The following is a 21,262-nucleotide window of genomic DNA, read 5'->3' on the forward strand; positions in this document are numbered from 1 at the left end:
CGCTCCCGACTAGCGGCTAACCGGGCAATGCAGACGCGTCAACGCGCCCTGCCGCCCCATAGGAGAAATAAGTGTGACCGTGATGCTGACACATCCGGACTGTGTTGTCTGCCCCCGACTGACCTGCCAGCCCGGCGGGAGCGTTAATGTTGAGATCTGCGACTGATTCCACGCATGATGCCATAGCTGACGATACTGGCTAAGCGCCGCATACCGGGCTGCCAGCGCGCGATGATAGCCGGATAACGCCATCACAACCACAACCAGCAACATCATTGCCAGCAAAACCTCAACCATGCTAAATCCTTTTTGTCTGCTCAGGGTAACTGACATAGCGTACTTTCCTTAAGGGGGCAGAAATCACTCCAGCCGTGGGCGGAAAAGCGTATCTGCCCCTCCGAGATGTCCCCGCCTCGCCATAGCAATAGATTGTCATTGCCGGCAATAAGCAACACACGCGCCCCAAACAGCCTTATACAGACCCGCAAACGTTGTGTCTGTTTGCACTGAACCTCTGGCTGTAAAGCCCATTCCTGAACGCGCCCCCACTCCAGTGCAGATTGCACGGCAGCCTGCTGGCGAACAGACAAACTCTCGCCACTTACCAGCGTGCTAAAGGTTTGCAGCTGCTGATTTAATCCGGTGAGGATCAGCGTGCCGAGCACCAGTAATAGCAGGACCAGCGCCAGCGATGACATGCCCCGCTGACGATTCACAGATTAAACCCTGTTACGGTGTGGCGGGCCGAAAAGGGTGCGGCCAGTTCACCTTTACGGCGGGCACGCAGCTCGATACTAATGACCGGCGCAAAGCCATCATGATCGGTTTTAGTGACCATAAATTGTTCTATCAGGACCCGTTCCGGGTCGGTGAGCTTATCCCATCCCTTACCGTCACAGGATGTGGCGCCCCGCAGCGTTTCAAGCGATCCGGACTCAAGCCGGAATCCCGTACTGTCGTTTTCTGACGCGGTGCTATCCCACTGGCCGTTGCTGTTCGCATCCCATAGCACAATCGCACATCGTCCTTGCCTGCCGATGATCATCCCCTGCCCCTGGCAATGCCCTGCACAATATCCTGCCCTCTGAAACTGTTTACCGATCGCGAACAGACGTTGCCAGACCTCATCCTCCAGCTCCTGCTGTCCGGATTGCACTAAAACACCCCGCTGTAGCCCCGGTAAAAAACGTGACGTGCTGAGTAACAGAATGCTGCTTATCGTCATCGCAATAAGCACTTCCAGCAGGGAAAACCCTTTTCGATTTACTGGCATGCACCTTCTCCTGCGGCATTACACAGCCTGATACGTCCGCCATTTGAGACAATAATCCACCACCCACCAGCGCGGCTCTGCACGCGGATATGTCCGGCCCATGCGGTATCCCTTAAACCGTAAAATCCCAGCGCAGGGGTTATGTCGCTTATCGTGACCTCGGGCCACATCGGCTTCATCACGAACGGTCCGCCGCTGTCACAACCGGTCACCGCTGAACTGGCCAGACAGTTCTTTTCACCGTCGTTATACAGCGCGATCCTGTGCTCGCTGTTGTGACGGTTGGCGTCATTGCGCAAAAACACCAGGTAATCCCGCACCTGGCAGGCAGTTTGCCAAAGCCGCTGCCGCTGCTGCCAACTGTCCCAGCCATAGAGCCCTGTGGCGCTGAGGATCACTGCCAGCGAAACGGCGATAAGGGTTTCGATAAGCGTAAAGCCTTGTTCGTTTTTCATGGCGGGAGTGTGGCGGAATAGCAGAAACGGTACGAGCGTCAAACCAGAACTTTACGAGCCGCTTTCCGGAGATTTTCACCCGTTGCAACGCGTTGCATCATCTCTGGAAACAGGCTCGAAAAACAAAACGGGCGTGAAAAAAAACCGGCGCTAAAGAGCACCGGTTGTGTCAGGATTTGCCGTATCAGATGGCGACAGGAGCTTTAATGCCGGGATGCGGGTCGTAACCCTCAATCTCGAAATCATCAAAACGGTAATCGAAGATCGACTCCGGTTTACGTTTGATCACCAGCTTCGGCAATGCACGCGGTTCGCGGGTCAGCTGGAGGTGCGTCTGTTCCATATGATTGCTGTAGAGGTGGGTATCACCGCCCGTCCAGACAAAATCGCCCACTTCAAGATCGCACTGCTGCGCCATCATGTGCACCAATAGCGCGTAGCTGGCGATGTTAAACGGCAGGCCGAGGAACACGTCGCATGAGCGTTGATAGAGCTGGCAGGAGAGCTTGCCGTCCGCCACGTAGAACTGGAAAAACGCGTGGCAAGGCGCGAGCGCCATTTTATCCAGTTCACCCACGTTCCATGCAGAAACAATAATACGGCGCGAGTCCGGGTCATTTTTCAGCTGGTTCATGACGGTCGTGATCTGGTCGATATGGCGGCCGTCCGGGGTAGGCCACGCGCGCCATTGCTTGCCGTAGACCGGCCCCAGGTCGCCGTTCTCATCTGCCCACTCGTCCCAGATGGAGACATTGTTTTCATGCAGATAAGCAACGTTGGTATCGCCTTGCAGGAACCAGAGCAGTTCATGAATGATCGAGCGCAGATGGCAGCGCTTCGTTGTCACCAGAGGAAAGCCTTCTTGCAGATTGAAGCGCATCTGGTGGCCAAAAATGGAGAGCGTACCGGTGCCGGTGCGGTCGTTTTTCGGCGTGCCCTCGTCGAGCACTTTTTTCATCAATTCAAGATACTGTTTCATGATTCCTCAGGAAAGTTGTTGCTGTGGACGACGACGATACGCCCAAATCATCATAATGGCACCCGCGACAATCATCGGGATGGAGAGGATCTGCCCCATGCTGATGTACTGTACCCATTCCCCGGTAAACTGCGCATCCGGCTGGCGGAAGAACTCGACGATGATACGAAACGCGCCGTAGCCAATCAGGAACAGACCAGAGACAGCCCCCATTGGGCGCGGTTTGCGGATATACAGATTCAGGATGATGAACAGCACCACGCCTTCCAGCGCCAGCTCATAGAGCTGTGACATATGGCGCGGCAGAACGCCGTAGGTATCGAAAATGGACTGCCACTCAGGATGCGAAGGCAGCAGCGCGATATCCTCCGCGCGGGAGCCCGGGAACAGCATGGTAAACGGCACGCTCGGATCGACACGCCCCCACAGTTCACCGTTGATGAAGTTGCCCAGACGCCCTGCGCCCAGCCCAAACGGGATTAACGGCGCAATAAAATCAGCCACCTGGAAGAAGTTCCGTTTGGTCCGTCTGGCGAAGATCACCATGACCAGGATCACACCAATCAACCCGCCGTGGAAAGACATGCCGCCGTCCCAGACGCGGAACAGATAGAGCGGGTCGTTCAGGAATACCGGGAAATTATAGAACAGGACATAACCGATGCGACCGCCCAGGAACACGCCGAGGAAGCCGGCATAAAGCAGGTTTTCCACTTCGTTCTTCGTCCAGCCGCTGCCTGGACGACTGGCGCGACGGCCAGCAAGCCACATGGCAAAGACGAAGCCCACCAGGTACATCAGACCGTACCAGTGCAGCGCTACAGGTCCTATTGAGAAAATAACCGGATCGAATTCCGGAAAATGCAGATAACCACTGTTCATCTGTCACCACAAGATGTTGTTATTCCGCTGAAAGTGGACAGCGGGTGAATTGCATTCCCGCCGTTGGCAGGTGCTCCAAAGTTGCGAATCATAGCATAAGGCAGGCGTGGAGGATGCGCCTGAGATGTAAAAGATGTGTATAGGGTTTCATGCGCGCTGTTCCCCCTCACCCCATCCCTCTCCCTCAAGGGAGAGGGGGTCGTCGGAGCCGTCATTATTTTGTGGGGATCAGCGGCCGCCCCGGATCAAACCGCCCATGCCGCGTCGCTCCATAAACGCAGCCACCTGATGGCGCACTTCGGCTGCCAGCTGTGCTTCCAGGCTACGCGCGGCCAGTTCGCGCGCCTCATCTTGTTCGATGTGACGTAACAGGTATTTCACACGCGCAACGGAACGTCCGTTCATTGACAGGTGACGGAAACCGAGACCAATCAGGATCGCCACGCACATCGGATCGCCGGCCATTTCACCGCACAGGCGCAGGTCGATATTATGCTGCTCGGCTTCGCGGGCGATCATCGCCAGGGCACGAAGCATCGCCGGATGCAGGCTGTCGTAGATGCTGGCAACGCGCGTATTGTTGCGATCGACCGCCAGAATGTATTGCGTTAAGTCGTTGGTGCCAACGGAGATAAAATCAACGCGGGTCGCCAGCTGCGGCAACATAAAGACCATCGAAGGCACTTCAAGCATCACGCCAATACGGGGTTTAGGGATCGCATAGCCGATCATCTCTTCCACTTCGCGCCCTGCACGTTCTATCAACCGCCGCGCTTCGTCGATCTCGTCAATACTGGTGACCATCGGCAGCAAAATGCTGAGATTCCCCGTGGCCGCGTTGGCACGCAGCATCGCACGAACCTGGATAAGGAAGATTTCCGGCTGATCGAGGGTTATGCGGATCCCACGCCAGCCGAGGCAGGGATTCTCTTCACTGATGGGCATATAGGGCAGTTGCTTATCCGCGCCGACGTCCAGGGTGCGCAACGTGACGGGTTTGTCGTTAAACATCTGCAACATGCCCTGATACTGCGCCACCTGCTCCTCTTCTGACGGGAAGCCGCTTTGCAGCATAAACGGTATTTCGGTGCGGTAGAGGCCGATGCCATCGATGCGGCTGCCGAGCTTCTCTTCATGCTCAGGGCTTAAGCCAGCATTGAGCATCACCTTCACCCGCTCACCGCTCTTGAGCTGCGCGGGCAGGTTGACGTCATCTTCCGCCAGCTTGCTTAATTCATTCTCTTCGCTGATAAGACGCTGGTACTCCTGAAGGAGAACCGGCTCAGGATCCACCAGCAACTCACCGCGGTATCCGTCCACCACCAGCGTACGGCGGTGCAGTACGGAGGGCTGAATATCCGCCCCCATCACGGTCGGAATACCGAGCGCGCGCACCATAATGGCGGCATGGGAGTTAGCTGCGCCATCGCGCACCACCACGCCCGCCAGCCTGTCCTGCGGTAATTCCGCCAGCGTCGTCGCCGAGAGTTCATCAGCCACCAGCACAAACCGGCTCGGCCAGGCATTCGCCCCCTGAATAGTATCATCAAGGTGGAACAGCAGACGTTGCCCAAGCGCGCGTAAATCGCCGGCGCGCTCTTTCAGATAACCGTCAGTCAGCACCGCAAACTGCTCGGCAAATTTTTCAATGACCTTTTTAACCGCCCACTCTGCCACCGAACCTTTATCGACCTCGGCAAATAACTCACGACGCAAACGCGCATCGGAAAGCAGGTGTGAGTAGAGGTCGAAAATGGCCGCCGTCTCTTTTTGCGCGCCAGCGGCAAAGCGTTTGCTGTAGCGACGAAACTCATTTGCCGCCTCTTCCAGCGCAGCGGTAAGCCGTTCGCGCTCAAGCGCTTCATCCAGCGTCGAGGCTTCATAGACCTGCTCCATCAGGGGGAGCGTGGCATCCATCCAGCCTTCGGCAATCGCGACGCCCGGCGAGGCCGGAAGCGCGCGGATGCGGGTATGACGATACTGCCCAAAAAGGGCTGCCAGCTGAGACTGGGAGAGGATCGCAGCCATCTGCGTTGCCAGCGTGACGAGGAAAGACTCCTCGCTTTCGTCGTACTGCCGCAACTCTCGTTGCTGGACAACAAGCACGCCAAGCAGTTGACGGCGCTGAATAATCGGCACGCCAAGGAAAGCGCGGAACCGCTCCTCTTTGACGGAAGGGATATATTTGAAGCTGGGATGTTTTTGCGCATCGGCAAGGTTGATTGGCTCCGCCAGTCGCCCGACCAGGCCAACAATACCTTCATCAAACGCGAGCGTGACGGTGCGTCCCCGTGGTTTTTTTAAACCGCGGGTTGCCATCAGGTAGTAGCAACGTCGGTCATGGTCGGCCAGGTAGACCGAACAGACCTCGGTTTCCATCGCAAGACAGATGTCCGTCACCAGAATATTCAGCGCCTCGTTGAGGCGAGGCGCACTGGCAACCTTTTCAACTATTTCTCGCAAGCGGGTGAGCATGATTTGCGTAGCTTAACCTCTTTTACGTCGCCAGGCAGGTGCGCTCTGTGGCTTCGGAGGCGTCTCCTGAAGCTGCATCACGACACTTGCGAACTCTTTCATCACCCTACGATATACATCGCGCTTAAATGACACGACCTGACGAACCGGATACCAGTAGCTTACCCAGCGCCAGCCATCAAACTCTGGCGTGCTGCTGGTTTGCATATTGATATCTGAATCGTTGCCCACCAACTGCAAAAGAAACCACTTCTGTTTCTGGCCGATACAAACCGGCTTTGTGTCCCAACGCACCAAACGTTTCGGTAACTTGTAACGCAACCAGTTGCGGGTCGAAGCCAGGATGCGAACATCTTTTCGGCTTAAACCAACCTCTTCAAACAGCTCCCGGTACATCGCTTGTTCTGGGGACTCTCCGGGATTGATCCCGCCTTGCGGGAACTGCCAGGAGTGCTGACCATATCGCCGGGCCCACATCACCTGGCCCTGACGATTACAAATTACTATTCCTACGTTTGGGCGGTAGCCATCGTCATCAATCACCGGACTACCCCAAACTAAATCTGATATATGAATGATTGTTTCACACTACAGGGAGGCGGTAAACCACTCTCTTACAGGCCTGCAACCTAATAACATTTGAATAACTCACAATTTAGTGCGGAGTTATAAACAGATGCGGGCGACAGAGACCATTTTTATTCACCTTTTCTGTGGATATAGTTGTGAAGAAGTGCGGAATTACCGATGAACAACCTTGTAGCCCGACGAGCCGCCAATTTACCCCGCTTATAATAAATCATTTAAATTCATATGATTATATTGAAATTAAGGGTATCCAGGGCGATAAACGTGACGATCATCACATCAAAGATCCTCCTGCTGATGAAAGATCGAACAGCGTCGGTTTTATCCACAGTTTGTGCCAATAAGTTAGGCACAATTTGTGTGAAAATTCGATTTTCATCGCACGTCAAGGCTGTAAATTGAAACAGTAGTGGCAGTTATTCCCAGTTATCCCATTTTTCTGTGGATAACATGGTGTAAGATCCTGTTTATTGTCAGTGACCAGAATTGCACAACCTGTTTTTTAGCCGCCGCGGGACGGATTATATTCTAAAAAAGATGATATAAATCATCCACATGGAATAGGTGCTCAGAAAAAGGTAAACTCTGTCCACAAGGGATAAAATATCAGCTCATTTTTTAATCAAAAGGTCGTTAGCATGCATTCTCTCGCCCCACTGCTCTCTCTTCCCGTCAGTGAAGCCCAGTTGCTCCAGCAGGCACAACGCCTGGCAGGCTATTCACTGGGCGAGCTGGCCGTGATGGCGGGGTTGACGATACCTAACGATCTAAAGCGTGATAAGGGCTGGATCGGCGTGTTGCTGGAACGCTGGCTGGGCGCAAGCGCGGGCAGTAAACCCGAGCAAGATTTTGCGGCGCTGGGGGTGGAACTGAAGACGATCCCCATCGATAGCCAGGGACGGCCGCTGGAAACCACCTTTGTCTGCGTTGCGCCGCTCACGGGTAACAGCGGAGTGACATGGGAAACCAGCCACGTCAGGCATAAGCTGAAGCGGGTGTTGTGGGTACCCGTTGAGGGCGACAGGCAGATCCCGCTGGCTGAGCGTCGCGTTGGCGCCCCGCTGCTCTGGAGCCCGAATGAAGAAGAGGAGAGACAGCTTTCCCAGGACTGGGAAGAGCTGATGGACATGATTGTGCTGGGACAGGTTGAGCGTATCACCGCCCGGCATGGCGAAGTGCTGCAACTTCGTCCCAAAGCCGCCAACAGCAAAGCGCTCACTGAAGCGGTAGGCGCACAGGGCGAACCGATCCTGACGCTGCCGCGCGGTTTCTATCTTAAAAAGAATTTCACCGGGGCGCTGCTGGCACGCCACTTCCTGTTGAAAACATAGTTTTTTACCAATTTTGCGCTCCGGCTAACATAATCTCCTCCTTTTTAAGATTTCCCCCCTTTCACCTGTCGTAATATCAGGTTATTACTACACTATGATTTGATACGAGCCAGGTGAGGATGAGAACGATGAAAAAATGGGCAGTAATTATCTCAGCAGTCGGTTTAGCGTTTGCGGTATCGGGTTGCAGCAGCGACTATGTCATGTCAACGAAAGATGGTCGTATGATCCTGACCGATGGCAAACCCGAAGTCGACGACGATACCGGTCTGGTGAGTTACCGCGATCGCGAAGGCAATCAAATGCAGATTAATCGCGACGAAGTCTCCCAGATCATCGAGCGTTAAACAGATAAAGGTCAGTAGCTTGCTGGCCTTTTTGATTTTTTCCTTCCCCTTTTGCCTTCCCTCTGCCATGTTTATATTCCTTTGTCGGGAGGTTCCTGACGCAGTCTGTATGTCAAAAAAAGGAAACCGGCTATGCATTATCACCGTATCCCCCACAGCGCTCTGGAGATCAGCCAACTGGGGTTGGGCACCATGACATTTGGTGAACAAAACAGCGAAGCCGATGCCCATGCACAACTCGATTACGCCGTCAGCCAGGGCATTAACCTGATTGACGTGGCGGAGATGTACCCCGTTCCTCCCCGCCCGGAAACACAAGGTCTTACTGAAACGTATGTCGGCAACTGGCTGGCGAAACGCGGCAATCGCGAAAAGCTGGTCATCGCCTCCAAAGTCAGCGGCCCTTCCCGTAATAACGATGCCGGGATCCGCCCTAACCAGATCCTCGATCGCAAGAATATCCGTGCCGCGCTGGATGCCAGCCTCAAGCGCCTGCAAACCGACTATCTCGATCTTTATCAGGTGCACTGGCCGCAGCGTCCGACGAACTGCTTCGGTAAGCTTGGCTACACCTGGAACGAAAGTGCTCCGGCAGTTACCCTGCTGGAAACGCTGGAAGCGCTCACGGAGTGCCAGCGGGCGGGTAAGATCCGCTACATTGGCGTTTCCAACGAGACGGCGTTTGGCGTGATGCGCTATCTGCATTTGGCCGATAAACACGATCTGCCGCGCATAGTGACCATTCAGAACCCGTACAGCCTGCTGAACCGCAGTTATGAAGTGGGTCTGGCGGAGGTGACGCAGTACGAAGAGGTGGAGCTGCTCGCCTACTCTTGCCTGGGCTTCGGCACCCTGACGGGCAAATACCTGAACGGCGCGAAACCGGCTGGCGCGCGTAACACGCTTTTCAGCCGCTTCACCCGCTACAGCGGCGAGCAGACGCAAAAAGCCGTTGCGGCCTATGTGGATATCGCGAAACGTCACGGACTCGATCCGGCGCAGATGGCGCTGGCCTTCGTGCGTCGCCAGCCGTTTGTGGCGAGTACCCTGCTCGGCGCCACGACGATGGATCAGTTGAAAACCAATATTGAGAGTTTCCATCTGAACCTGAGTGAAGAGGTATTAGCGGAGATTGAAGCGGTGCATCAGGTATACACCTACCCGGCACCGTAATAAAAGCAAAACGGCAACGCACGTTGCCGTTTTTAGGGTTTTCACCCTCTCCCTGTGGGAGAGGGCCGGGGTGAGGGCATCAGGCCGCACAATTCAACGACGACGCTGCCAGACCCACAGACCGCTAATCGCCAGCGCGAACAGCGCGCCGAATCCTACCCCGATTGCCACGACCGGCGCACCTGCTTTTACCGCCAGCGAGTAAATCCCCAGCATCAGTAACATCGCCATGTTTTCACCAAGGTTTTGCACCGCAATGGCGTTACCCGCCCCAACGGTCTGCTTGCCGCGCTCCTGCAACAGCGCGTTTAGCGGCACCACAAAGAAACCGCCTAACATGCCGATCAGCAACAGCAGGGCATAGGCAGGCAATAGGGCATGTTGCAGGGAGAAGAACAGAACGCCGACGCCAATCAGGATCCCCGCCGGCATGCAGCGCGCGACGGTTTCCAGCGTCACCAGTTTTGCCGCAGCCCCGGCCCCGACAACAATCCCGACGGCGACCATGGCATTCAGATAAGTCGGCGTGGCGTTGTCAGTAATGCCCAGCGCCACCGGCACCCACAGCACCAGCAGGAAACGCAGCGTAACGCCGGCCCCCCAGAACATGCTGGTGCCCATCAGCGAGAAGCGTGTTTCACCGTTACGCCACAGTACGCGGCAGGCGTTGAAGAAGCTGCCGGTCATGGGCCTGAAGCGCCATGATTGCCCCGGACGCGCCACGGCCAGTTTGGGGATAAACAGGTTGGCGATCACCGCGCCACCGTACATCAGGGCGCAGATGCCAAGCGCGGCGAGCACATGCCAGTCTGCCAGTACGCCACCCGCCACCGAACCCAGCAGAATAGCCGCAATGGTGGAGGACTCCATCAGGCCGTTGGCCTTCACCAGCTTATCACCGGTGGTGAGCTCACCCAGAATACCGTACTTCGCCGGGGAGTAGGCTGCCGCACCAATGCCCACCAGCGTGTAGCCGACAAACGGGTTGATACCAAAGCAGATACTTGCCGCGCCCAGAAGCTTAAGGCTGTTGGCAAACATCATGACCCGACCTTTCGGGAAGCTGTCCGCCACCTGGCCGACAAACGGCGCAAATACGATGTAAGCACCCACAAACACCATCTGTAGGATCGGCTGGCTCCAGTCGGGATAAAACTCAGCTTTCAGCAATGCCAGCGTGGCAAACAGCAACGCGTTATCGCCGAACGCGGAAAGAAACTGGGCGGCGATAACCGCCATCATGCCTTTCGACCAGATTGAAGTGTTAGTGTGCACTGACTCACGCATTTTGCTGTTCTGCCTCTTCAACCATGCCCTTCAGGGTCACGAAATCGGGTTTACCGCTGCCCAGCACCGGTAACTGTTTGAGGTAACGAATATCGCGGGGGACCGCCAGCTCGGGGATACCGTGTTCGCGTGCATACCTGAGCAGCGCGTCACGCTTCAGTTCACCGTCTGTCGTGAAGAGCACCAGCGCCTCGCCTTTACTGGCATCACTTTTCACCACGGTCGCATGCATTTTCTCCGCCGAGACGGCGGTCGCCAGCGTTTCGACCATTTCAAGAGAGACCATTTCCCCGGCGATTTTGGCGAAGCGTTTTGCACGTCCCTGGATCTGCACGAAGCCCTGATCGTCGAAGCGCACGATATCGCCCGTGTCGTACCAGCCCGTTTCAACCTCGCCATTGACGTTCTCGGCCGTCGGCGCCTCAAGCACGCCCGGGTTTTCCACACGCAGATAGCCGTTCATGACGTTCGGCCCTTTCAGCTGAAGACGTCCTCCGTCTTCAATACCCGGCACCGCCAGCAGACGCGCATCCAGCCCCGGCAGAATGCGGCCAACCGTTCCCGGTTTTGCCGCCATCGGAACGTTGATGGAGACCACCGGCGCGCACTCCGTCACGCCATAGCCTTCCAGAATGCGCAGGCCAAACTTGTCCTGCCAGATCTGGCGCGTGCTGTCCTGGAGTTTTTCCGCGCCCGCCACCACGTAGCGTACGCGGAAGAAATCATACGGGTTGGCGAAGCGCGCGTAGTTACCGAGGAAGGTGGACGTCCCGAACAGCACCGTGCAGTTACGGTCATAAACCAGTTCCGGCACAATGCGGTAGTGCAGCGGGCTTGGGTAGAGGAACACCTCAGCACCGGTCAGCAGCGGCGTAAAGAGACCCACGGTCAGACCAAATGAGTGGAACAGCGGCAGCGCTGACATAAAGCGATCGTTGGCGGTAAAGTCAGCAATGGTTTTAATCTGTTCGACGTTCGCCAGAATGCTTTTGTGGCTATGAACCACACCTTTCGGGTTGCCTTCAGAGCCGGAGGTAAAGAGGATAATGGCATCATCTTCCGGCTGCTGCTTAACCTGCGCCAGACGCGGCATCAGCAGGTGCGCGAAAATCCACAGTTTGTCGGCGGTCGTGACGTCTGCTTTCAGATCTTCCAGGAACACCCAGCGCACCTGCGTCAGCTGTTCCGGCAGGTGCCACAGCTTGCCTTTATCCAGGAACTGGCGGGAGGTAAAGATGGTGTTGATTTGTGCTGCGGTAATCGCGCTGAAGAGCCCTTTCACGCCCGCCGTGTAGTTCATCATCGCCGGAATGCGGCCCCGGGACACGGCACCAAAGATTACCGCCGCGCTGATACCCGCGTTTGGCAGCATCAGGCCGATCTTTTCGCCCTGTTTACTGTACTTTTCCAGAATACGCCCGACAAACAGCGTTTTGGTCAACAGCTTACGGTAGGTATCTGGCGTAAAACTGATGTCTTCGATGCAGTTTTTCTTCGCACCGTAGCGATACTGCGCCGACAGCAACGATTCATACAGCGTTTCGCGCGGGCGAACGGCCATGCGCGCTTCCATCATAATCTGGTGCAGCATTTCTCCGGCGATTTTTCGGCGGTCGCGCGCACGCGGCGCCTCGGGCATCGGCAGTGACGTCGGCGGTAATATATGCAGCGTAATTTTCGGGAACAGACGCTGCTTCACCAGCCCTTTCAGACGGCTGAAAAAGGTCAGCTCAGCCCCGTCGATGCGTAGCGGCACGACGGTGGCCTGAGACTTCGCCGCGACAAAACCGGCCCCGTCGTAAATTTTCATCAGGGAGCCCGTCACTGAAATACGCCCTTCCGGGAAGATAACCACCGGGCGCCCCTGCCCAACCAGACGCACCAGATGTTTAATCATCATCGGTTTGGTTGGGTCGAGCGGGACAAAATCAATCAGCGGTTTGAGCCAGCGCATGTACCATTTTTCACTGATGGAGCTGTACACCGCGAAGACGGGCCGTACGGGCAAAAACAGCGCCAGCAATACGCCATCAAGAAAAGAGACGTGATTCGGTGTGATAAGCACTCGCTCGCCATAGAGTGCCTGCGTATCGCCAGTCACGCGGATGCGAAACAGGACACGAAACAGTGTGCGGAAGAACCCAAAAAGCATTTCAACTCCCTTTGCCAGCCAGTGTAAAAGGTATAAATGGTGGCAGATTACACGAGAAGTAGTGAGGGAGCGATAGCAAAAACAGAGGCGAAAAAAAACCTGCGCATCCGCGCAGGTTGGTGCAAGAGAAGAGTACGAAAACGTACCAGGAATTCTCACCAATCAATACCTCTGGGATCTTGATTGTGGCCTCCGGCGACAGGCTTCGCCAGCGGGAAAACGCAAGGGAATGAGCCGAAGTGCAACCAGGTGTGAATATTCTCTTTTGCTGTTACAGGTTGAACTTACAGGCAAAAAAAAACCTGCGTAAAACGCAGGTTGGTGTAAATCGTGTTAATCAACCGAAGTTGATTCCACCTATCAATACCTCTGGGATCTCGACTCTAGCAATTCACTACGCATCGTTGCTAACGGACAATCGCAACAGCCTGAGGCAAAGTGTAACTAAAGGTTCAGATTGACATTATTCAGACATGACTGGCCGTGTAACGATTACACCGCGAGGGATGTTCTGCTTCACGTTTGCAGAGGACGCTTACCCGCTCCCCTTGAATGCGCGCCGCTTTTCCGCAACACTAGTTAGTGTGTAAACGCTTACCCCTATAAGAAGGTATTGAATGGCGACAATTAAGGATGTGGCTCGTCTGGCCGGTGTTTCCGTCGCGACCGTCTCCCGCGTGATCAACAACTCCCCTAAAGCGAGTGATGCATCGCGCCAGGCCGTGCAGGACGCCATGGAAAACCTGAATTATCACCCTAACGCCAACGCGCGCGCCCTTGCCCAGCAGTCGACAGAAACCATCGGGCTGGTGGTCGGAGATGTATCCGATCCGTTTTTCGGTGCAATGGTCAAAGCCGTAGAACAAGTCTCTTATCACACCGGAAATTTCCTGCTGATTGGTAATGGCTACCACAATGAACAGAAAGAGCGCCAGGCCATTGAGCAGCTGATCCGTCATCGCTGTGCGGCGCTGGTGGTCCATGCAAAAATGATCCCCGACGCCGAACTGATCCATCTGATGAAACAGATGCCGGGGATGGTGATTATCAACCGTATTATTCCCGGTTTTGAAACCCGCTGCGTGGCGCTCGACGACCGTTACGGCGCATGGCTCGCAACCCGTCACCTGATCCAGCAGGGCCATACCCGCATTGGTTATCTGTGCTCCAACCACCCAATTTCCGATGCGGAAGATCGCCTTCAGGGCTATTACGACGCGCTGCGCGAAGCCGGTCTGCCGTGCAACGATCGTCTTGTGGCGTACGGAGAACCGGATGAGAGTGGCGGCGAGCAGGCGATGACGGAGCTGCTGGGCCGCGGGCGGAATTTCACCGCCGTGGCCAGCTATAACGACTCCATGGCCGCCGGCGCAATGGGCGTGCTGAATGATAACGGGATTGACGTCCCGGCAGAAATTTCGCTGATTGGCTTTGATGATGTGCTGGTGTCGCGCTACGTGCGCCCTCGCCTGACCACCGTGCGCTACCCGATTGTGACCATGGCAACGCAGGCGGCAGAACTGGCATTAGCGCTGGCCGAGCATCGCCCGCCACCGGAAATTACCCACCTGTTCAGCCCAACCTTAGTGCGCCGTCACTCGGTGGTATCGCCCGCGGAAGCCGTGAGCGAACAGCGATAGAGATGGACGGTTTTATCCGGGTATTCCAGCGCATCGCCGATGTAGTGCCAGCCGTAACGTTCGTAGAAGTCGCGGCAGGCAGACCAGAGATGCAGCTCGTGATACCCGGCGCGTCGCGCGTAGCCGATAACATGCTGCTGAAGTTTTCCCGCCAGCCCGTTTCCCCGGGCGGCTTCATCGACATACAGCGCAGCCAGCCAAGGGTGGAGATCCTGCCGGGAAATTAAATCGCAACGCCATAACCCAACGGTGCCCAGCAGCTGGTCATCCTCAACGGCAATAAAGGTGAGCGGTAACTCGCCCGGCATGAGGCTGTGCTCGACAATGCTCTGGAAAAAGGCACGCGGCATACCTTCACCAAACGCGTTCCAGATCCAGTCGATCACCTGCTGTGTAAACTGCGGCGCAGCGTGAAGCGGCAGTATATTCACACCAGCTTCCCCTGGAAAAGGGGGACCGATTCAAAGAGATAGCCGTCAAAATCGGGCGCGTCTTCGTCTGACAGCTCAAGCAGGCTCTTTTTGACGTTTTCAAGATGCTGGAACATCGCCTGCCACGCCCCCATCACGTCGCGGCGGCGGAGCGCAGCGAGAATGGTTTGCCTGTCGCCGAGCCATTTCAGCCGCCAGGCGCGGCTGGCGATGTGGCCGTTGAACTGCTGCCACAGCGGGCTGCTGTCCATGTGATGCCAGACGCTTTCAACGGTCGCCAGCAGCATCTGGTTTTGTGTGGCCCCCGCCAGCACCAGGTGGAACATTTTGTTGTTGTCCTGGCTGCGATCGTCGGCGGCAATCGCCCGTTGCTCCTGCTCGATGATGCGGCGCAGGTTGTCGATATCCGCCCGCGTCGCCATTTTTGCGGCAAAGGCGGCAATGTTGCTTTCAAGCAGCTGGCGCGCCTGAAGAATTTCAAACGGACCCACGTCACTGTTCAGAAAACGTTCTTCCTCGTTTTCATGCTCCTCCGGAATGCGCATCACGTACACGCCAGACCCCTGGCGAATATCCACCGTCCCCTGTAGCTCAAGCATCAGCAGCGCCTCGCGCACGATAGTGCGGCTCACGCCATACGTCTCGGCGATGTTGCGCTCCGGCGGCAGACGCGATCCCACGGGATAATGCCCCTGGATAATCTGCGCCCGTAAATCCTCGCCAATCTCCTGGTACTGTTTTTTTTCCGGCAGGATGACAGCCTTATCCACGTTTTCACCTGTGTTTTTCAGTTAATGCGCGGGCCGGATGTCCTCCCGGCCAGTTTGTGCGCTATTTTACCAGAAGGCTTACTTCCATTCATCGTCAACCCTGAGCGTCAGCACACGCTCATCGCGCAGCTGGCGGAACCAGGACGCTGATTTCTTTGCCCGCCGTGCGCGATGGTTTTCAAGGTCGATCTCAATAAGCCCGTAGCGGTTTTTAAACGCGTTCATCGGGGAGACGTTGTCGGTGAACGCCCACAGCATATAGCCGTGGCAGTTAGCCCCCGCCTCCCGCGCCAGCAGCGTGTAATAAAGATGTTCGCTGATAAACGCGATGCGGTACGCATCATCGATAATCCCGTCGCGATTGCGAAACTGCGCTTCGTTCTCCACGCCCATCCCGCTTTCCGCTACAAACCAGTCAATGTTGCGATAGTCGTTTTTAATCCGCATCGCCATGTCGTAAATAATGCGCGGGAAGATCTCCCAGCCGCGGGAGGTGTTCATCCTCCGCCCCGGCAGCTCGAACGGCTCGTAGTAGTACGCCGGGTGGAACGGCGTCTCCGGGTGCCAGGCGCGAGACGGGGCTTTGACGCGATGCGGGTAATAGAGGTTAATGCCCAGCTCGTCGACGGTGTTGTCGGCAATCAGCGCCAGCTCGTCAGCCGTGTAATCCCACTGCACCTGATGCTGCGCCAGCAGGGTAAAAAGCGCCTGCGGATAGCGCCCGTGCACCAGCGGGTCAAGAAAGACGCGGTTATAGAACAGATCGTACATCTCTGCCGCCCGCACGTCATGCGGCGCGCGCGAGCGCGGGTAGGTCACCTCCGGGTTGAGAATACAACCCACCGTGCCGTCATACCCTTTCTCGCGAAACAGCTTCACCACTTTCGCCGTCGCCAGCACCTTATGGTGGTTCCACTGCATCCAGGTGCTGGTGTTCTGCTCATAGGGCCAGCGCAGTGCGTCAAGGTAGACGCGCGTCTGGACCACAATCGGCTCGTTGAAGGTAAACCAGCGGGTGACTTTGCCGTGAAAGCGCTCAAACACCTTTTCCGCATAGCGAACGAACAGCTCGACGACGTGCTTCGACGCCCAGCCGCCGTAGGTCTCCAGCAGCACGCCCGGCAATTCGTAGTGTTCCAGGCAGATCATCGGCTCAATGCCCTGACGGTGCATTTCATCGAACAGCGCGTCGTAATAGGCGGCGTACTCTTCATCTACGGTGGCGTTTTCATAGTCGGTCAAAAAGCGCGACCAGTTGATCGAGGTGCGATAGTGCGTCAGTCCCGCCTGCTTCATCAGCGCCACGTCTTCGCGAAAGCGATTGATAAAGTCGGTTGCCACCGCCGGGCCGTAGCCGTTGTGCCAGACGTGACGATCGTTCTTGTACCAGAGATCGATCCACGAATCCTGCCCCGGCTTTTTGCCGCTCCAGCCCTCGGTCTGCCAGGCCGATGCCGCCGCGCCCAGCATAAAATCTGGCGGTATGGTTATCTGTTTTATGCTCATCCTGTCCTCATGCGTTATCGGTGGCTTGTTGCAGTGCGGCCTGATCTGCGCGGCGTGAGGCAATTTTCACAAACGGCAGATAGATAATCACCGCGGTCACGATGCAGATAAACTGGGTGATCACCGCCCCCATGGAGCCCGCGGTTGACAGCCAGGCGTTGATCAGCGGCGGCGTGGTCCAGGGCACCATCACCACGGCTTTCCCGGCAAATCCGGTCACGGTGGCAAAGTAGCCAATCGAGCCCGTCACCAGCGGCGTGATGATGAACGGGATAGCCAGGATCGGGTTGAGCATGACTGGCATCCCGAAGATCACCGGCTCGTTGATGTTAAAAATACCCGGCCCGATGGAGAGCTTAGCGATCTCCTTCATCTCTTTACGTTTGGTGGCAATCATGACGGCTATCAGCAGGCCGATGGTCAGGCCGGAGCCGCCGATGCTCATATACACATCCCAGAACGGCATGGTGATGATGTTTGGCACCTCTTTGCCCTGCTCGAACGCGCTCATGTTGACAGTGATCGCCCCCAGCAGCAGCGGCTCGCGGATCGGCTTGATCATCTGGTTGCCGTGAATACCAATCACCCAGAACAGCTGGGCGACAAACATCAGCAGCAGGATCCCCGGCAGGCTTTGCACCACGCGCTCCAGCGGCTGTTGCACCACCTGGTAAACCGCGTCGTAGAGATACATTCCGGTAACCCGATGAAACACGAAGCCAAAAGTCGCAATGGCGGTGGTGGTGATAATGGCCGGGATCAGCGCAGAGAACGACGCGGCGACGTTCGGCGGCACCGTGTCTGGCATCCTGATTTTCAGCCCCTTGCGGTTTTCCAGCCAGCAGTAAATCTCCACTGACAGGATGGCGATAAACATGCCGAGGAACAGGCTGCGGGTATCCGAGAACTGGCGCAGCAGCACGTCTTTCACCACGTGCATCTCGCCGTCCACCAGCATTTCCACCGTGGTCGGCGTCACGCAGATAAAGCAGATCACCGCCAGCAGGCCGGGGAACAGGGACTTAATGCCGTTAATACGCCCCAGCTCAATGCCGATTAAAAACACCGCGCCGATGTTGAGAAAGTTGAGCGTGGCATAGTTCAGCGCACTGGTGATCGGCTTTAACGCCGCCAGAAACGACAGCGACTGAAAGCTCGCCAGGCCGTTTTTCGGATCCAGCACCATATTGGAGATCAGTACCGAGAACGCCCCCACAATGATGACCGGCATTAAGGTAATAAACGCAGACTTGATCGCCTGGATATAGCGATAGCTGTTGAAGGTGGTGGCAAAACTGCCCAGAGCGTCGATCAGTTTTTCCTGAAATGCCATAGGGTAATACCTCAGTAAAAGGGCTTTTATTGAATAAGAGGGACAGCCGGATACTATTGGTATGCCAAAAATAGCGTCCACAGGCGCTTTGTTCTGTGATTAAGCTCTCAATGAGGTAAGAGGTATTCCAGATTGCGATTTATCACCATTTTGGCATGCCAATGACAGGCATTTATCCCGCGGGCGAGGATCGTTACCGAAAAGCGTGATCGTTATGGGGTTTTGCCCTTCCCACGTCGCTTATGCGCCGGATGGTCTGTGTTAAACTGCAAACCATTACGTGGAAACAGGAATTTCGAATGGCAACAATGCTGGATGTCTCACTGCGTGCGGGCGTGTCGAAGGCCACCGTTTCGCGCGTGCTGAACGGCACAGGTCAGGTTAAAGAGAGCACGCGTCAGCAGGTATTTCGCGCGATGGAGGAGCTGGGCTATCGTCCGAACTTTCTCGCGCGTTCGCTGGCTAACCAGACCAGCAACAGCATTGGTCTGGTCGTCTCGACGTTCGACGGTTTTTACTTTGGTCGTTTGCTACAGCAGGCGTCACGGCAGACCGAAAAGCACGGAAAACAGCTGATTGTTACCGACGGTCACGACGCCCCTGAACAGGAAGAACAGGCGGTGCAGATGCTCGCCGATCGCAAGTGCGACGCCATCGTGCTGTATACGCGTTACATGAGCGAAAAGACGATCCTGAAGCTGATCAACAGCGTGCAGACGCCGCTGGTGATAATTAACCGTGAAGTGAGCCAGGCGGCGGATCGCTGCGTCTTCTTTGAACAGCAGGACGCAGCCTTCAAAGCGGTGGATTACCTGATAAGCCAGGGCCACCGGGAGATCGCCTGTATCACCGTCCCGATCCACACGCCAACGGGTAAAGCGCGACTGATGGGCTACCGTAAGGCGCTGGAGAAGCACGGTATTCGTCTCGACGAGCGGCGGATTAAATACGGCGATGCAGGCATGACGCGGGGTTACGAGCTGTGCAAGGAGCTGATTGCGGAAAAGACATCGTTCAGCGCCCTGTTTGCCTGTAACGATGATATGGCCCTGGGCGCCTCCAAAGCATTACACCAGGCCGGGCTGAAGATCCCGCAGGATATTTCGCTGTTTGGTTTTGACGATGCCCCCAGCGCAAAGTGGCTGGAGCCTGCCCTGTCGTCGGTGTATCTGCCGATCGACAACATGATCGTCACGGCGATCGACCAGGCGATCCGGCTGGCAAAAAACCAGCCGGTTGAAGCGATCCCGCCGTTCACCGGCACGCTGGTGTTACGCGATTCGGTGACGACGGGGCCCTGGTTTAATCAGACCAGCTCTAACGCCAGCAGCTCCTGAATGGTCTGGCGACGGCGAATCAGCCGCGCCACGCCGTTATCAAACAATACTTCCGGCAGCAGCGGGCGGCTATTGTAGTTGGAAGACATAGACGCCCCGTACGCGCCAGTATCATGCAGCACCAGATAATCTCCCGGTTTTACCTCTGGCAGCGAACGGGTTTCGACTTTCCCGCCTTCCTGCTGAGTAAAGACGTCACCGGATTCACACAGCGGGCCAGCAACAACGGTCTCGATGCGCGGGGCGTTGACCAGATCGCGGCCATCGGCGGCAAGCGCGGTGATGTGATGATAGCTGCCGTACATGGACGGGCGCATCAGATCGTTGAAGCCAGCATCAATCAGCACAAAGTGACGGCTTCCCATCTCCTTCACGCTCCGCACCTGCGCCACCAGCACGCCAGCTTCGGCGACCAGGAAACGACCCGGCTCAATCTCCAGCTTCACCGCATGACCCAGATGGACGGCGATGCTGTCACGCGCGGCGCTCCACAGGCCGTAATAGTGATCCGTGTCGATCGCCTCTTCCCCTTCGCGGTAAGGAATCGAAAGCCCTCCCCCGGCGGAGATCGCCTCCAGATCCTGACCAAAATCGATAACCTGACGCACCATGGCGCCACAGACCTGCTCAAGATGGCCGTAATCCACGCCGGACCCGATATGCATGTGAATGCCCACCAGCTTGAGGTTGTAGCGTTGTAAAACCTCCAGCGCCGCAGGCATATCGGCATACCAGATCCCGTGCTTGCTGTTTTCGCCCCCGGTGTTGGTTTTCTGACTGTGACCGTGACCAAAGCCCGGGTTGATGCGCAGCCAGACGCGATGGCCAGGAGAGACCTGCCCAAGCTGTTCCAGCATATCCACCGAACCGGCATTGACCGGGATTTGCAACTCGTGCACGCGCGCCAGCGTGGCGTCGTCAATCAGGTCAGCGGTGAAGACGATCGCGTCGCTGTCGGCTTTCGGATCAAACCCGGCCGCCAGCGCACGTTCGATTTCACCCAGCGATACGGAGTCAACCTTCACGCCCTGCTCGCGCATCAGGCGCAGAATATGAATATTGGAGCAGGCCTTCTGCGCAAAACGCACCACATCAAACTGATGCAGCGCGGCGATCTTCTCGCGGACAATCTGCGCATCGTAGACCCACACCGGGCAGCCGAATTCGGCAGGCAAGCGCAGCAGGTTATCGGCGTTTAAATCGGTCTCAGTCTGGTTGAGTGGGCGTGGCATGGTCGTCTCCGGAAATCTGTTTTTTATCATTACGCCATAGCCTGAAGAGAATAAAAAATATCGTTTTATCT

Annotated in this window: 20 protein-coding genes; 5 read left to right on the plus strand and 15 right to left on the minus strand. The window is 56.3% G+C overall.

The genetic code is table 11. From position 1 onward, the window contains the following. Positions 1 to 9: 9 nt before the first annotated feature. From ACJTMZ_RS09820 to rppH, 8 genes are all read right to left on the minus strand, one after another. Positions 10 to 333, minus strand: coding sequence for a prepilin-type N-terminal cleavage/methylation domain-containing protein (locus ACJTMZ_RS09820; protein WP_023295356.1), 324 nt, complete (start codon positions 331 to 333; stop codon positions 10 to 12). Continuing rightward, a complete protein-coding gene (locus ACJTMZ_RS09825; protein WP_017382846.1) occupies positions 318 to 716 on the minus strand; it encodes a DUF2509 family protein in 399 nt (132 codons plus the stop codon). Before ACJTMZ_RS09825 ends, ACJTMZ_RS09820 begins: the two co-directional genes overlap by 16 nt. Continuing rightward, positions 713 to 1,273 (minus strand): prepilin peptidase-dependent protein, encoded by a 561-nt coding sequence (locus ACJTMZ_RS09830; RefSeq protein ID WP_017382847.1) that lies wholly within the window; start codon positions 1,271 to 1,273, stop codon positions 713 to 715. The genes ACJTMZ_RS09825 and ACJTMZ_RS09830 overlap by 4 nt, the downstream gene beginning before the upstream one ends. Beyond that, entirely contained in the window at positions 1,264 to 1,728 is a 465-nt protein-coding gene (locus ACJTMZ_RS09835) for a prepilin peptidase-dependent protein (protein ID WP_017382848.1), read from the minus strand. The genes ACJTMZ_RS09830 and ACJTMZ_RS09835 overlap by 10 nt, the downstream gene beginning before the upstream one ends. Before the next feature lie 184 nt (positions 1,729 to 1,912). Continuing rightward, positions 1,913 to 2,707, minus strand: coding sequence for a thymidylate synthase (gene thyA, locus ACJTMZ_RS09840; RefSeq protein WP_015571751.1), 795 nt, complete (start codon positions 2,705 to 2,707; stop codon positions 1,913 to 1,915). Between the two features lie 6 nt (positions 2,708 to 2,713). Beyond that, entirely contained in the window at positions 2,714 to 3,589 is an 876-nt protein-coding gene (gene lgt, locus ACJTMZ_RS09845; protein ID WP_003862787.1) for a prolipoprotein diacylglyceryl transferase, read from the minus strand. A gap of 228 nt (positions 3,590 to 3,817) precedes the next feature. Further along, a complete protein-coding gene (ptsP, locus tag ACJTMZ_RS09850; RefSeq protein ID WP_015571752.1) occupies positions 3,818 to 6,064 on the minus strand; it encodes a phosphoenolpyruvate--protein phosphotransferase in 2,247 nt (748 codons plus the stop codon). Between the two features lie 12 nt (positions 6,065 to 6,076). Beyond that, positions 6,077 to 6,607, minus strand: coding sequence for an RNA pyrophosphohydrolase (gene rppH / locus ACJTMZ_RS09855; protein WP_003862791.1), 531 nt, complete (start codon positions 6,605 to 6,607; stop codon positions 6,077 to 6,079). Between the two features lie 683 nt (positions 6,608 to 7,290). Here rppH and mutH point away from each other — a divergent pair. The 3 genes from mutH (at position 7,291) to ACJTMZ_RS09870 (ending at position 9,503) form a co-directional block, all read left to right on the plus strand. Then, on the plus strand, positions 7,291 to 7,983 hold the full coding sequence (mutH, locus tag ACJTMZ_RS09860; RefSeq protein WP_252010988.1) for a DNA mismatch repair endonuclease MutH: 693 nt from the start codon (positions 7,291 to 7,293) through the stop codon (positions 7,981 to 7,983). A 128-nt stretch (positions 7,984 to 8,111) separates the two neighbouring features. After that, complete coding sequence (locus tag ACJTMZ_RS09865) at positions 8,112 to 8,330, plus strand: YgdI/YgdR family lipoprotein (RefSeq protein WP_003862794.1); 219 nt, start codon at positions 8,112 to 8,114, stop codon at positions 8,328 to 8,330. 132 nt (positions 8,331 to 8,462) lie between these two features. Further along, positions 8,463 to 9,503 (plus strand): NADP(H)-dependent aldo-keto reductase, encoded by a 1,041-nt coding sequence (locus ACJTMZ_RS09870; protein WP_015571754.1) that lies wholly within the window; start codon positions 8,463 to 8,465, stop codon positions 9,501 to 9,503. A gap of 93 nt (positions 9,504 to 9,596) precedes the next feature. Here ACJTMZ_RS09870 and lplT read toward each other — a convergent pair whose 3' ends face one another. Together lplT and aas are read right to left on the minus strand one after the other, a co-directional pair. Beyond that, positions 9,597 to 10,790, minus strand: a complete 1,194-nt coding sequence (lplT, locus tag ACJTMZ_RS09875) for a lysophospholipid transporter LplT (RefSeq protein ID WP_032619104.1) — start codon at positions 10,788 to 10,790, stop codon at positions 9,597 to 9,599. Next, positions 10,783 to 12,942: a bifunctional acyl-ACP--phospholipid O-acyltransferase/long-chain-fatty-acid--ACP ligase gene (gene aas / locus ACJTMZ_RS09880; RefSeq protein WP_047365767.1), complete on the minus strand. Its 2,160-nt coding sequence runs from the start codon at positions 12,940 to 12,942 to the stop codon at positions 10,783 to 10,785. The genes lplT and aas overlap by 8 nt, the downstream gene beginning before the upstream one ends. Before the next feature lie 617 nt (positions 12,943 to 13,559). Between aas and galR the strand changes: the two genes are divergently transcribed. Next, on the plus strand, positions 13,560 to 14,582 hold the full coding sequence (gene galR, locus ACJTMZ_RS09885) for an HTH-type transcriptional regulator GalR (protein WP_003862806.1): 1,023 nt from the start codon (positions 13,560 to 13,562) through the stop codon (positions 14,580 to 14,582). On the opposite strand, the gene ACJTMZ_RS09890 is transcribed toward galR, so the two are convergent. From ACJTMZ_RS09890 to ACJTMZ_RS09905, 4 genes are all read right to left on the minus strand, one after another. Continuing rightward, positions 14,537 to 15,013 (minus strand): GNAT family N-acetyltransferase, encoded by a 477-nt coding sequence (locus ACJTMZ_RS09890; RefSeq protein WP_023314773.1) that lies wholly within the window; start codon positions 15,011 to 15,013, stop codon positions 14,537 to 14,539. The two genes, galR and ACJTMZ_RS09890, sit on opposite strands and share 46 nt — an antisense overlap. Next, entirely contained in the window at positions 15,010 to 15,783 is a 774-nt protein-coding gene (locus ACJTMZ_RS09895) for a GntR family transcriptional regulator (RefSeq protein WP_003862809.1), read from the minus strand. The genes ACJTMZ_RS09890 and ACJTMZ_RS09895 overlap by 4 nt, the downstream gene beginning before the upstream one ends. 78 nt (positions 15,784 to 15,861) lie before the next feature. Beyond that, complete coding sequence (locus tag ACJTMZ_RS09900) at positions 15,862 to 17,289, minus strand: glycoside hydrolase family 1 protein (RefSeq protein ID WP_047365765.1); 1,428 nt, start codon at positions 17,287 to 17,289, stop codon at positions 15,862 to 15,864. A 7-nt stretch (positions 17,290 to 17,296) separates the two neighbouring features. Then, positions 17,297 to 18,622 (minus strand): PTS sugar transporter subunit IIC, encoded by a 1,326-nt coding sequence (locus tag ACJTMZ_RS09905; RefSeq protein ID WP_032649375.1) that lies wholly within the window; start codon positions 18,620 to 18,622, stop codon positions 17,297 to 17,299. A 299-nt stretch (positions 18,623 to 18,921) separates the two neighbouring features. Here ACJTMZ_RS09905 and ACJTMZ_RS09910 point away from each other — a divergent pair, with 299 nt between their 5' ends. Continuing rightward, positions 18,922 to 19,959 (plus strand): LacI family DNA-binding transcriptional regulator, encoded by a 1,038-nt coding sequence (locus tag ACJTMZ_RS09910; protein WP_003862814.1) that lies wholly within the window; start codon positions 18,922 to 18,924, stop codon positions 19,957 to 19,959. Here the strand turns inward: ACJTMZ_RS09910 and lysA are convergent. Beyond that, complete coding sequence (gene lysA / locus ACJTMZ_RS09915; protein WP_252010989.1) at positions 19,929 to 21,191, minus strand: diaminopimelate decarboxylase; 1,263 nt, start codon at positions 21,189 to 21,191, stop codon at positions 19,929 to 19,931. The genes ACJTMZ_RS09910 and lysA overlap by 31 nt on opposite strands. Between the last annotated feature and the right edge of the window lie 71 nt (positions 21,192 to 21,262).

The sequence above is a fragment of the Enterobacter sp. DN genome (assembly GCF_046054285.1).
In the GTDB taxonomy this organism is placed as follows: Bacteria; Pseudomonadota; Gammaproteobacteria; order Enterobacterales; family Enterobacteriaceae; genus Enterobacter; species Enterobacter hormaechei_C.

Coding starts and splice junctions, on each gene's coding strand:
- ACJTMZ_RS09820 (WP_023295356.1), bottom strand. CDS start 333: ATGTCAGTTACCCTGAGCAGACAAAAAGGATTTAGCATGGTTGAGGTT.
- ACJTMZ_RS09830 (WP_017382847.1), bottom strand. CDS start 1,273: ATGCCAGTAAATCGAAAAGGGTTTTCCCTGCTGGAAGTGCTTATTGCG.
- ACJTMZ_RS09835 (WP_017382848.1), bottom strand. CDS start 1,728: ATGAAAAACGAACAAGGCTTTACGCTTATCGAAACCCTTATCGCCGTT.
- thyA (WP_015571751.1), bottom strand. CDS start 2,707: ATGAAACAGTATCTTGAATTGATGAAAAAAGTGCTCGACGAGGGCACG.
- lgt (WP_003862787.1), bottom strand. CDS start 3,589: ATGAACAGTGGTTATCTGCATTTTCCGGAATTCGATCCGGTTATTTTC.
- ptsP (WP_015571752.1), bottom strand. CDS start 6,064: ATGCTCACCCGCTTGCGAGAAATAGTTGAAAAGGTTGCCAGTGCGCCT.
- mutH (WP_252010988.1), top strand. CDS start 7,291: ATGCATTCTCTCGCCCCACTGCTCTCTCTTCCCGTCAGTGAAGCCCAG.
- ACJTMZ_RS09865 (WP_003862794.1), top strand. CDS start 8,112: ATGAAAAAATGGGCAGTAATTATCTCAGCAGTCGGTTTAGCGTTTGCG.
- ACJTMZ_RS09870 (WP_015571754.1), top strand. CDS start 8,463: ATGCATTATCACCGTATCCCCCACAGCGCTCTGGAGATCAGCCAACTG.
- lplT (WP_032619104.1), bottom strand. CDS start 10,790: ATGCGTGAGTCAGTGCACACTAACACTTCAATCTGGTCGAAAGGCATG.
- aas (WP_047365767.1), bottom strand. CDS start 12,942: ATGCTTTTTGGGTTCTTCCGCACACTGTTTCGTGTCCTGTTTCGCATC.
- galR (WP_003862806.1), top strand. CDS start 13,560: ATGGCGACAATTAAGGATGTGGCTCGTCTGGCCGGTGTTTCCGTCGCG.
- ACJTMZ_RS09900 (WP_047365765.1), bottom strand. CDS start 17,289: ATGAGCATAAAACAGATAACCATACCGCCAGATTTTATGCTGGGCGCG.
- ACJTMZ_RS09905 (WP_032649375.1), bottom strand. CDS start 18,622: ATGGCATTTCAGGAAAAACTGATCGACGCTCTGGGCAGTTTTGCCACC.
- ACJTMZ_RS09910 (WP_003862814.1), top strand. CDS start 18,922: ATGGCAACAATGCTGGATGTCTCACTGCGTGCGGGCGTGTCGAAGGCC.
- lysA (WP_252010989.1), bottom strand. CDS start 21,191: ATGCCACGCCCACTCAACCAGACTGAGACCGATTTAAACGCCGATAAC.